The 12,710-nt window shown below is 64.6% G+C and carries 4 protein-coding genes; all 4 read left to right on the top strand.

Features of this window, described 5'->3' with window-relative positions; genetic code table 11:
- Positions 1-4 precede the first annotated feature (4 nt).
- The 4 genes from AC1D1M_RS25450 (at position 5) to AC1D1M_RS25435 (ending at position 12,684) form a co-directional block, all read left to right on the top strand.
- Positions 5-1,015: a GlxA family transcriptional regulator gene (locus AC1D1M_RS25450; protein WP_477777754.1), complete on the top strand. Its 1,011-nt coding sequence runs from the start codon at positions 5-7 to the stop codon at positions 1,013-1,015.
- Between the two features lie 261 nt (positions 1,016-1,276).
- Positions 1,277-2,449, top strand: coding sequence for an MFS transporter (locus AC1D1M_RS25445; protein WP_477777753.1), 1,173 nt, complete (start codon positions 1,277-1,279; stop codon positions 2,447-2,449).
- 82 nt (positions 2,450-2,531) lie between these two features.
- The gene (locus tag AC1D1M_RS25440; protein WP_477777752.1) at positions 2,532-3,266 is read left to right on the top strand and encodes a thioesterase II family protein; all 735 of its coding nucleotides are present in this window, start codon (positions 2,532-2,534) and stop codon (positions 3,264-3,266) included.
- A 181-nt stretch (positions 3,267-3,447) separates the two neighbouring features.
- On the top strand, positions 3,448-12,684 hold the full coding sequence (locus AC1D1M_RS25435) for an amino acid adenylation domain-containing protein (protein WP_477777751.1): 9,237 nt from the start codon (positions 3,448-3,450) through the stop codon (positions 12,682-12,684).
- Positions 12,685-12,710: the final 26 nt, after the last annotated feature.

Here is a 12,710-nt window from a genome sequence, read left to right as displayed (position 1 = left end):
CCAAATGTCGAAAACCATCCATGTGCTCGCTTTCGCCAACGTGCAATTGCTCGACGTCACCGGGCCGTTGCAGGTATTCGCTTCGGCCAATGACATTGCCCGCCAGCAAGGCCTGCCGCCACCCTATGCGCCGACAGTGATTGCCAGCGGCGGCGGAGCGGTGATGTCGTCGGCGGGCTTGGCGTTGTTGGCCGAGCCGTTACCGGATAAGGGCACTGATACCCTGATCATCGCCGGTGGCTGGGGTGTCTACGCAGCGGCGGAAGATGCGCCGTTGGTCGCCTGGGTGCGCGAACATGCCCGTGGCTGCCGGCGGGTTTCCTCGGTGTGTACCGGTGCGTTTCTACTGGCCGCCAGCGGCTGGCTCGATGGCCGGCGCGTGGTCACCCACTGGACCCGTTGTGAGCAACTGGCGCAGCAGCATCCGCAACTGCACGTTGAGCCCAACCCGATCTTCATCAACGACGGCCCGGTCTGGACCTCGGCCGGAGTGACTGCCGGCATTGACCTGGCGCTGGCCATGGTCGAACAAGATCTGGGGCGCAACATGGCCCTGGAAGTCGCCCGGCAACTGGTGGTGTTTCTCAAGCGTCCGGGCGGTCAGTCGCAATTCAGCGTGACCCTGTCACTGCAACAGGAAGGCAACCGTTTCGACGAACTTCATGCCTGGATCAGCGAAAACCTCACCCACGACCTTGGCATCCCGACCCTGGCCTTGCAGGCCAGCATGAGCGAACGCAGCTTCGTGCGTCACTACCGCGCCGACACCGGCCAGACCCCGGCCCGGGCCATCGAACTGATCCGCGTCGAAACCGCGCGGCGTTTGCTCAGCGATACCGGCGTGCCGATCAAACGGGTGGCGGTGCAATGCGGCTTCGGCAGCGAAGAAACCCTGCGCCGCAGCTTCCTGCGGGCCATGGGCGTGACGCCACAGGCTTATCGGGAGCGGTTTTCGGTCAGTGTTGCAGCAGATCCGGTGTCCAGTTCACCTCAGGCTTCCGCTTCCGCCAGCTGATTGAAATATTGTCGCGAAACTCCGGGAACCAGGGGCCTAAGTAGCTGACTGGTTTGGGTGGCCGAGAGTTCACTTGGCGGGCGAGGAGAGGTGTCTGTGAGGGCCCCTTCGCGAGCAAGCCTGCACATTTGAGCGGTGTACGCCGGCCATTGTGGGAGCGAGCTTGCTCGCGATGGGGCCTTCACATTCAACCAACAAATTGCTGCTTTCCCGGCAATCAGCCGTTATGGCAACGTGCAGTCCCCTGATGAGACCCGTCCCATGGCAAACCCCTATCGCGAGTTGTTCAACGCCCCCGGCAGTGGCGCCTTCGTGCTGGCCGGGATGATCGCGCGCATGCCGATTTCCATGACCGGCATCGGCCTGATCACCATGCTTTCGCAGGTGCAGGGTGGTTACGCAATGGCCGGCGCGGTGGCGGCGACGTTCGCCCTGGCCACGGCGTTCTGTGCGCCGCAGGTCTCGCGGTTGGTGGATCGCTATGGCCAGGGGCGGATTCTGCCGGTGGCGGCGTTGCTGGGCGGTGGGGCACTGTTGCTGCTGTTGCTGTGCACGCGGTTGCAGGCGCCGCACTGGACGCTGTTTTTCTTCGCCGCGCTGGCCGGTTGCATGCCGAGCATGTCGGCGATGGTGCGGGCGCGCTGGACCGAGGTGTATCGCGGCCGCCCCGAGTTGCAGACCGCCTACGCCCTGGAGTCGGTGCTGGACGAAGTCTGCTTCATCGTCGGGCCGCCACTGTCGGTGGGGTTGTGCGTGGTGGCATTCCCCGAGGCCGGGCCGCTGGCGGCCTTGCTGGCGCTGGCCATCGGCGTCACCGCGTTCGTGTTGCAGCGCAGCACGGAGCCACCGGTGCATCCCCATGAAGAACATCATCAGGGCTCGATCATCCGCTCTCGCGACATTCAGTTGCTGATGCTGTTGATGGTGGGCATGGGCACCATCGTCGGCGTAGTCGACGTGGTCAGCGTCGCCTTCGCCCAGCACCAGGGCCAACCGGCGGCGGCGAGCATCGTGCTGTCGGTGTACGCCATCGGCTCGTGCCTGGCCGGGTTGGCGTTCGGCGCACTGCGCTCGAAAGTGCCGCTGGCGCGCCTGTTCCTGTACGGCGGGGTAGCGACGGCGGTGACCACCTTGCCGTTGCTGCTGGCGGTGAACATTTTCGGCTTGTCCCTGGCGGTGTTTGTCGCCGGCCTGTTTTTTGCCCCGACACTGATTGTCGCCATGGCCCTGGTGGAGCAGATCGTGCCACCGGCCAAACTCACCGAAGGCCTGACCTGGCTGGTCACCGGCCTGAGCATCGGCGTGGCGATCGGCGCCGCCGGTTCCGGCTGGCTGGTGGATGCCTTCGGTGCGCGTAGCGGGTTCTGGCTGGCGATTGCGGCGGGGGCGGTGGTGCTTGGTTCCGCGATCCCGAGCTATCGCCATCTGAAATGAAGATTTACCACAATTGGATCTGCGACTAATTCCGGCTACACCCCATCCGTTCTCTTGGCAGACAACTGTTGAGGAAAGCCCGGTGACCCCGCTGACATTGCTGTGCCTGCCCTATTCGGGCGCGAGTGCCATGGTCTATAGCCGCTGGCGGCGAAAACTGCCGGATTGGCTCACGCTGCAACCGGTGGAACTGCCGGGGCGTGGCGCGCGGTACGGCGAGCCCTTGCACACCGACATGCGCCGCCTGGCGCTGCAATTGGCCCAGGAACAAAAAGCCACGCTGAAGGCGCCGTACGCGTTGTTCGGGCACAGCATGGGCGCGTTGCTGGCCTGCGAGATGGCCCACGCGTTTCGCATCCTGAGTTGCCCGGAACCGGTGGCGCTGTTCGCCTCGGGCACCGCCGCGCCGAGTATGCGCGCCGACTACGACCGAGGCTTTGCCCAGCCTAAAAGCGACGCCGAACTGATCGAACAACTGCGCACCCTCAACGGCACCAGCGAAGAGATCCTGGCCAATGAAGAGTTGATGAGCCTGACCCTGCCGGTGCTGCGCGCGGACTTCCTGCTGTGCGGGCGTTTCGAGCCGGTGCAGCGCCCGTTGCTCAAGTGTCCGGTGCACGTGCTCGGTGGCAAGAGCGATCGCGCCACCACCGAACAGTTGATTGGCTGGAGCCAGGAAACCCGTGGCAGCTTTTCGGTGGATATGCTGGCGGGCGGGCACTTTTTCATCCATGAGCAGGAAGCCAAGGTGCTGCGGGTGATCAAGGATCAGCTTGAGGTGCATCATCGGCGGCTTTCCATGGCTGCCGTGGGTTAACGCCACTCTCAAATTTCACCCGATCCCTGTGGGAGCGAGCAAGCTCGCTCCCACAGGTTTTTCATTGTTCTGTATTGCGCGTTTCACCTTCCGCCTGATCCGCTAATTTTTCCCGCCTGCATTCGTTTTATAGGCACGACGCGCCCTTGCGCCTGCTGCCTACTGATGCGGATGCCGATAGATGAATGCTGAAGACTCCTTGAAACTTGCTCGCCGGTTTATCGGGTTGCCCCTGGAAAAGCGTCAGATGTTCCTTGCGGCCTTGCACAAGGAGGGCGTGGATTTCGCCCGGTTTCCGATTCCCGCCGGCATCGAGGCCGAGGATCGCCAGGCACTGTCGTACGCCCAGCAACGCATGTGGTTTCTCTGGCAACTGGACCCGCACAGCGGCGCCTACAACCTGCCGGGCGCGGTGCGGCTGAGCGGTCGCCTGAACCTGTCGGCGCTGGAACAGGCGTTCGCCAGTCTGGTGGCGCGGCATGAAACCCTGCGTACGGTGTTCGCCCGTCAGGCCGATGACAGCCTGCAGCAAGTGCCGGCCGCTGCGCCGCTGCGGATCGAACACGTGGATTTCAGCGCATTGCCTGCCAATGAGCGCGAACGTGCGGTGGCTGAAACCGCCGAGCAGCAATCGGTGCTGCCGTTCGATCTGTCGACGGGTCCGCTGCTGCGAGTCACCTTGCTCAAGCTCGCCGAACACGAGCACGTGCTGCTGCTGACCCTGCACCACATCGTCTCCGACGGCTGGTCGATGAACGTGTTGATCGACGAATTCATCCGCTGTTACGACGCCTTCGATGCGGGTGCACAACCGCAGCTGGCAGCGTTGCCGATCCAGTACAGCGACTACGCCCTGTGGCAGCGTCGCTGGCTGGAGGCGGGCGAGCAGGCGCGGCAACTGGCGTACTGGCAGGCGCAGTTGGGCGACGAACACCCGGTGCTGGAATTGCCGCTGGACCATTCGCGCCCGGCGATGCCGAGCTATCGCGGCACCCGCTGCGAATTCACGGTCCAAGCGCAACTGGCCGAGCAGCTGCGCAGCACCGCGCAGAAACACAACATCACCCTGTTCATGCTGTTGCTTGGCGCCTTCAACGCTTTGCTGCATCGCTACACCGGGCAAACCGACATCTGCGTCGGCGTGCCCATCGCCAACCGCAATCGAGCGGAAATCGAAGGCCTGATCGGCTTCTTCGTCAACACCCAGGTGCTGCGCACGAAACTGGATGGCCAGATCCGGGTCGACGACCTGCTGCGCGCCATCAAGGACACCGCCCTCGGCGCCCAGGCCCATCAGGACCTGCCGTTCGAGCGCCTGGTCGAGGCGCTGAAACTGGAGCGCAGCCTCAGCCACACGCCGCTGTTCCAGGTGATGTACAACCACCAGCCGCACGTGGCCGACATGGCCTCGGTCAGCACCGCGTCCGGCCTGGAGCTGGGCAGCATCGACTGGCAAAGCCGCACCACCCAGTTCGACCTGACCCTCGACACCTGGGAGAAGGGCGGCAAGCTGCACGCCGCGCTGACCTACGCCAGCGACCTGATCGAGGCCGATACCATTGCGCGCATGGCCGGGCACTGGACGCGCCTCTTGCAGGCGATAGTCGACGACTCGACGCAAAAAATCGGCGAGTTGCCGATGCTGACGATGGATGAGCAACAGGTGCTGGTGCACGAATGGAACCACACTGCCGAGGTGTATCCGGTCGAGCAGTGCATGCACCAGTTGATCCAGGCCCAGGCCCGACAAACCCCCGACGCGCCGGCACTGGTATTTGGCGAATGTCAGCTCAGCTACAGGCAACTCGATGCCCGCAGCAATCAACTGGCGCACTGCTTGCGCGAGCAGGGTGTCGGCCCGGATGTGCTGGTGGGGATCTGCGTCGAGCGCTCAATGGAAATGGTCATTGGCCTGCTGGCGATTCACAAGGCCGGTGGCGCCTACGTACCGCTCGACCCGGAGTACCCGGCCGAACGCCTGGCCTACATGATCGAAGACAGCGCGATTGGCTTGCTGCTCAGCCAAAGCACCTTGAAAGGCGCACTGCCCACCGAGGGTGTCAAGACCATCGCCCTGGATCAGGAGCAGGACTGGCTCGACGGCTACAGCGAGTCTTGCCCACAGGTTGAAGTGCATCCGCTGAACCTGGCCTACGTGATTTACACCTCCGGCTCCACCGGCAAGCCCAAGGGCGCCGGCAACAGTCACGCGGCGCTGGTCAACCGCTTGTGCTGGATGCAGCAGGCTTACGGGCTGGATGGCAGCGACTCGGTGTTGCAGAAAACCCCGTTCAGTTTCGACGTGTCGGTGTGGGAGTTCTTCTGGCCGCTGATGACCGGTGCACGGCTGGTGGTGGCGCCGCCGGGGGCGCATCGTGAACCGGCGCTGTTGATCCGCCTGATTGATGACTATGGCATCAGTACGCTGCACTTTGTGCCATCGATGCTCCAGGCATTCATCCACGAACCGGGTGTCGAGGCTTGTACCCGCCTCAAGCGCATCGTCTGCAGCGGTGAAGCCTTGCCGCTGGATGCGCAATTGCAGGTGTTCAAAAAGCTGCCGGGCGCCGGGTTGTACAACCTGTACGGCCCGACCGAAGCGGCCATCGACGTTACCCACTGGACCTGCATCGACGAAGGCGCCGACTGCGTGCCCATCGGCCGGCCCATCGCCAACCTGCGCACCCATGTGCTGGATGCGCAATTGCTGCCGGTTCCGGCCGGCGTGGCGGGGGAGTTGTACCTCGGTGGCGCCGGGCTGGCGCGCAGTTATCACCGGCGTCCGGCGCTCAGCGCCGAGCGTTTCGTGCCGTGCCCCTTCCATGACGGCGCGCGCTTGTACCGCACCGGCGACCGCGTGCGCCAGCGTGCCGATGGCGTGATCGAATACCTCGGGCGCCTCGACCATCAAGTCAAATTACGCGGCCTGCGCATCGAGTTGGGGGAAATCGAAACCCGCCTGATGCAGCATGCGTTGGTGCGCGAGGCCGTGGTGCTGGTGCAGGGCGGCAAGCATCTGGTGGCGTATCTGGTGCTGGAAAATACCGACACCGACACGCAGTGGCCGCAAACCCTCAAGGCCTGGCTGCTCGGCAGCCTGCCGGAATACATGGTGCCCACCTACCTGATGCCGCTGGACGCCTTGCCGGTGACCGCCAACGGCAAGCTCGACCGCAAGGCCTTGCCGCCACCCGACGCCGTGCCGCAACAGGCATTCGTCGCGCCGCAGGATGCAATGCAGACCGCGCTGGCGCAGATCTGGCAGGACGTATTGGGCACGGACCCCGTGGGCCTCGAGGACAATTTCTTCGAGCTTGGCGGCGACTCGATCATTTCCATCCAGGTGGTCAGCCGTGCCCGCCAGGCGGGTATCCGCCTCAGCCCGCGCGACCTGTTCCAGTACCAGACTGTGCGCAGCCTGGCGTTGGTCGCGGGGTTCGACAGCCGCAGCACTGTCGATCAAGGCCCGGTCAGTGGCGAGGTGATCCTGACCCCGGCGCAGCATTACTTCTTCGAACAGGCCATCGCCCAGCGCCGGCACTGGAACCAGTCGCTGCTGCTGACGCCCCGGGAAGCGTTGAATCCTGAGGCGTTGGAGCGGGCGTTGGTTACCGTCATCAACCACCACGACGCCTTGCGCCTGCGCTTTATCGAGGGTGCCGAAGGCTGGCAGCAGCGCCATGCGCCGCAAGTCGAAAGTGCTGGATTGTGGCAGCGTCAGGCGTCTTCGGCCGAAGCCTTGACCGCCCTGTGCGATGAAGCGCAACGCAGCCTCGATCTGGCAGACGGGCCGCTGCTGCGAGCCTTGCTGGTCAGCCTCGACGATGGCAGCCAGCGCCTGCTGCTGGTGGTTCATCACTTGGCCGTGGACGGGGTGTCGTGGCGGGTGTTGCTCGAAGACTTGCAGCAGGCTTACCGGCAAGTGGCGCTGCCCGAGAAAACCAGCGCCTACCAAGCCTGGGCCGCGCACCTGCAACAGCATGCCGCCGCCGTGCCTGGGCAAATACCGTACTGGCAGGCGCAACTGGCGGATGCCAAGGACCTGCCATGCGACAACCCGCAAGGCAGCTTGCAGCAGCGCCACGGGCACAAGATCGAGTCGACACTGGACGCCGAACTGACCCGCCTGTTGCTGCAACAGGCCCCGGCGGCCTATCGCACTCAGGTCAATGATCTGTTGCTCACGGCGCTGGCGCGGGTCATCTGCCGCTGGAGCGGGCAGGGCTCGACGCTGATCCAGCTGGAAGGCCACGGCCGCGAAGACTTGGCCGACGACCTCGACCTGAGCCGCACCGTCGGCTGGTTCACCAGCCTGTTTCCAGTGCGCCTGCAACCCGAGGCCGAGGTGGCAAACTCGATCAAGTCGATCAAGGAACAACTGCGCGCCATTCCCGACAAAGGTTTGGGTTACGGCTTGCTGCGCTACCTCGGCGAACCGGCGCAGCGTCAGGCCCTGCAAGACCTGCCGGCGCCTCGGATCACCTTTAACTACCTGGGGCAGTTCGACCGTCAGTTCGACGACGCCGCGCTGTTCGTCCCGGCCCCGGAAAGCGGCGGTCAGGCCCAGGGCGACGATGCGCCGTTGGCCAACTGGCTGACCGTGGAAGGCCAGGTCTATGGCGCGCAGCTCTCGCTGCAATGGGGCTTCAGCCGTGACCTGTTTGCCGAGTCCACCGTGCAACGACTTGCCGCTGCCTACGCCGAAGAACTCAAGACGCTGATCGAACATTGCTGCGCGACAGCGCCAGGCCAGGTCACGCCGTCGGACTTCCCGCTGGCGCGCATCACCCAGGCACAACTCGATGCCTTGCCTGTTGCGGCGCCGGCCATCGAGGACGTTTACCCGCTGACGCCGATGCAGCAGGGCATGCTGTTCCACACCCTGTACGAACCCCAGGCCGAGGCTTACATCAATCAATTGCGCCTGGACATCCAGGGCCTGGAACTGGCGGCGTTCGGCCGGGCCTGGCAGGCGGCGATCAATCGTCACGACATCCTGCGCAGCAGCTTCCACTGGCTGGGGCTTGAGTGCGCGCATCAGGTGATTCATCGCCAGATCGACCTGCAACTGCAAGTGATCGAAGCAGCCGACATCGACCTCGATGCACTGGCCGCCGAGGAGCGCGGCCGTGGCTTCGAACTCAGCGCCGCGCCGTTGTTCCGCCTGCTGCTGGTGCGTCGGGGCAGTGAAGACTGGCACCTGATCCATACCAGCCATCACATCCTCATGGACGGCTGGAGCAACGCCCAGTTGCTCGGCGAAGTGATCCAGCACTATGCCGGCCAGACGTTGGCCAGGCCGTTGGGGCAATACCGCGACTATCTAGGCTGGATTCAACAGCAGCCGCTGCTGGCCGGCGAGCAGTTCTGGAAACAGGCGCTGGCGCCGCTGGAAACGCCGACGCTGCTGGCGCAAGCCTTGCCGACGCCCGCCGAAGGGCAGGGCATGGGCGAACATCAAGTGAACCTTGAGAGCGCCGCGCTACAGCGCCTGAGCGATTTCGCCCGCCAGCAGAAAATCACCCTCAATACCTTGCTGCAAGGCGCCTGGGGCCTGTTGTTGCAACGCTATACCGGCCAGTCCTGCGTGGCCTTCGGCGCAACGATTGCCGGACGCTCCGCGCCGTTGCCGGGCATCGAGCAGCAGTTGGGGCTGTTCATCAACACCTTGCCGATCATCGCCGCGCCGCAGGCAGGGCAGTCGGTGGCCCGGTGGCTCAACGACCTGCAAGCCCTGAACCTGAGCCTGCGCGAGTTCGAACACGTGCCGCTGTACGATATTCAGGGCTGGGCCGGGCAGCAGGGGGCGCTGTTCGACAGCCTGTTGGTGTTCGAAAACTTCCCGGTGGCCGAAGCCCTCAAGCAAGGGGCGCCGGCGGGCCTGACCTTCGGCGCGCTGCACAACCACGAAATCACCAGTTACCCGCTGACCCTCGGTATCGAAGTCGGCGCCACGTTGCGACTGGATTTCAGTTTCGACCGCACCCGGTTCAGCGCCGCGCAGATCAGCCAGTTGGGCGCCAGCCTGTTGCAGGTGCTGGCGCAATTTGTTGCCCAGCCACAACAGGCGCTCGGTGCCGTCAGCCTGCTGGACGCTCAGGCCCAAGCCCAGGTAATACGCGGCTCACGTCCACCGGTACCACAACTGGACAGTCCGTTGCTGGCCCATCAGCGCTTCGAGCAACAAGCGGCACGCACCCCCGATGCGTTGGCGGTGATGGTCGGTGACGAGCGCCTGACGTACGCCCAGCTCAATGCGCAAGCCAACCGGCTCGCCCATCGCCTGCGCGCCCAGGGTGTGGCGCCGGGGCAGCGGGTGGGCCTGTCGGTGCGGCGCAATGCGCAGATGATCGTCAGCCTGATGGCGATCCTCAAGTCCGGCGCTGGTTATGTGCCGCTGGACCCGGATTACCCGGCCGAGCGCCTGGCCTGGATGATCGAAGACAGCTGCATGGACCTGCTGCTGGCGCAACCGGGCCTGCTGGCTGATGTCGCGCTACCGCAAGGGTTGCCACGCCTGGCGCTGGAGCCAGACGCAGGCACCGGGTATTCCACCGACAACCTGGTCAACCTCGCCACCGCCGAAGACCTCGCGTACCTGATCTACACCTCCGGCTCCACCGGGCGGCCGAAAGGCGTGTGCCTGGCCCACGCCGCGCTGCGCGAGTTTTGCGTGATCGCGGCGGACTACTCACAGCTCACCCCGCAAGACCGCGTGCTGCAATTCGCCACGTTCAGCTTCGACGGCTTTGTCGAACAGTGCTACCCGCCATTGTGCGTGGGCGCGGCGCTGGTGATGCGCGGCGATGAACTGTGGGACACCGACACCCTCTATCGCCAGATCATCGAACAGGGCGTGACCCTGGCGGATTTGCCGGCGGCCTACTGGTTCCTGCTGGCTCAGGAGTGGGCCGCGCAACCGCAGCGGGACAAGGGGCGTTTGCGTCAAGTCCACGTCGGCGGCGAAGCCATGTCGCTGGAAGGCCTGAAACTGTGGCACGCCGCCGGTTTGGGCGATGTGCGCCTGCTCAACACCTACGGACCGACCGAAGCCACGGTGGTGTCCAGCACACACGAATGCACACTGGCCGATACCCGCAATCACCTTGGCGTGCCCATCGGCAAAGCACTGCCGGGTCGCGCACTGTATGTGCTGGACAGCGAAGGGCATCTGCTGCCGACCGGTTGCGTCGGCGAATTGTGCATTGGCGGCGACGCCGGCCTTGCCCAGCGTTATCACCAGCGGCCGGGCTTGAGCGCCGAGCGCTTCATCGCCGATCCGTTTTCCAGCACCCGGGGTGCGCGGCTGTACCGCAGCGGCGACCTGGCGCGTTATCGCGAGGACGGTGCGCTGGAGTATTTGGGGCGGATCGATCATCAAGTGAAAATCCGTGGTTTCCGGGTCGAACTCGGAGAGCTCGAAGCGCACCTGCAAGGCCTGCCGATGATCAGCGAAGCCGCGGTGCTGGTGCACGAAGGCGTTGGCGGCAAGCAATTGATCGGCTATGTGGTGCCGGCCTCGGATGAATTGCTGGACGCTGATGCGCGTCAGCTCACCGACACCGTGCGCCGCGCCCTGGGCGAGCGCCTGCCGGACTACATGCTGCCGACGCAACTGGTGTTACTGGCCGCGTTGCCGCTCAACCGCAACGGCAAGCTAGACCGCGCAGCCTTGCCGGCGCCTGAAGTCTGGGAAGTGGCAACGGGTACTGCACCCCAAGGCGAACTGGAAATCGAACTGGCGCAGATCTGGCAGCAGGTGTTGCAGGTCAGTCGCGTCGACCGCGAAAACAGCTTCTTCGAACTGGGCGGGCACTCGTTGCTGGCGACGCAAATCGTCTCGCAGATCCGCCAGCGCCTGGGCCTGTCGGTGAGCCTGCGCAGCCTGTTCGAACATCCGCGCCTCGAGGATTTCGCTGCTCAGGTGCAGGCGCTGCAACACAGCTGTGAACGACCGGCGTTGGTGGCCGACACATCTGGCGAGCGTCAGCCGTTGTCCTTTGCCCAGCAGCGTCTGTGGTTCCTCTGGAACCTGGAGCCAAACAGTTCGATGTACAACATGCCGGGTGCCCTGCGCCTGCGCGGCGAACTGAACCTCGACGCCCTGCGCCAGACCTTCGAAACCCTGGCGCAGCGTCACGCCGTATTGCGCACCACGTTCTATGAAGAAGACGGCCAGACCTGGCAACGGGTGCATGCGCAACTGCCGTTGAGTTTTGTCGACAGCGACCTGCGACAGCGGCCGGCGCCGGACGCCGAAGCGCAACAGCTGGCCCGCGAAGAAGTCGCCCGGCCATTCGACCTGCGCCACGGTCCGTTGCTGCGGGTGCGGGTGCTACGGATCGCGGATGACGAGCATGTGCTGTTGCTGACGGTGCATCACATCGTCGCCGATGACTGGTCGTTCCGCGTCCTGATCAATGAATTCGTCACGCTCTATCCAACCCTCAACCGTGGCCAGACCCCGCAACTGCCGGCGCACAGCGTGCAGTACGCCGACTTCGCCAAATGGCAGCGCCAGTGGCTGGAGCAGGGCGGCGAGTTGCAGCGCCAGCTCGACTACTGGCAGCAGCGCCTTGCCGAGCCACAGACGGTACTGGAGTTGCCCGCCGATGGCGACCGGCGCACGGCGCAAGAGGGTGCGAGCGCCCATTTCACTTTCAGCGGCGAACTCAGCCAGCAGTTGCGCGACTTTGCCCAACAGCGCGATCTGTCGCTGTTCATGCTGCTGCTGGCCGGTTTCACCCTGGTCCTGCGCCAGCGTACCGAGGTCAGTCGGGTGCGTATCGGCACCGATATCGCCAACCGAAATCAAGCCGAGCTTGAAGAAATGGTCGGCTTCTTCGTTAACCAATTAGTACTGCAAGTGGAGGTCGATGCCGAGCAGTCGGCGGCGCAGTTGCTGGACGCCTGTCGTCGGGCGGTGCTGGAGGCTTCGGACCATCAGGACCTGCCGTTCGAGCGTCTGGTGGAGGCCTTGCGCTTGCCGCGCCGGGCCGGCCGTTCGCCGCTGTTCGACATCAAGCTGATCTACCAGGAAGGCGTCGGGCGCTTGCCGTCGATGGGGGGGCTGCATGTCGAGGACTTCCCGTCCGGGCGTCAGGCCGCCGAGATCGGCATGGTCGCTGCGTTCTACAACGATGCCGAGCACATCCACCTGAGTTTCGAGACACCGGCTGGTCAGTACCTGCCGAGCACGCTGGAAAGTCTGTTCGAGCAGATTCAGGCGGTGCTGGAGGCGCTGTTGCGCAGTGATCAGTTGCAGGTGGGTGAATTGCTGAACCTGGCCAGCGACGTGCAACGCCGTGCCGAGGCGCGCTTGAACGAGCAACGCAAGGCCTTGCTCGGCGGCGCCATGGCGATCAAGCGTCGCTCGGCGAACCGTGGCGCGCCGGCACCACAAATCGCAGCGGACTGATTCAGTCGGAGGCGCCCTTGAGCGCC

This window comes from Pseudomonas sp. P1_F7 (genome assembly GCF_056405655.1).
This window is presented reverse-complemented; position numbering and strand designations above follow the sequence as displayed.

Bases quoted from the DNA above. Each gene is read 5' to 3' on its own strand.
- AC1D1M_RS25450 (WP_477777754.1), top strand. From the start codon at position 5: ATGTCGAAAACCATCCATGTGCTCGCTTTCGCCAACGTGCAATTGCTC.
- AC1D1M_RS25435 (WP_477777751.1), top strand. From the start codon at position 3,448: ATGAATGCTGAAGACTCCTTGAAACTTGCTCGCCGGTTTATCGGGTTG.
- AC1D1M_RS25445 (WP_477777753.1), top strand. From the start codon at position 1,277: ATGGCAAACCCCTATCGCGAGTTGTTCAACGCCCCCGGCAGTGGCGCC.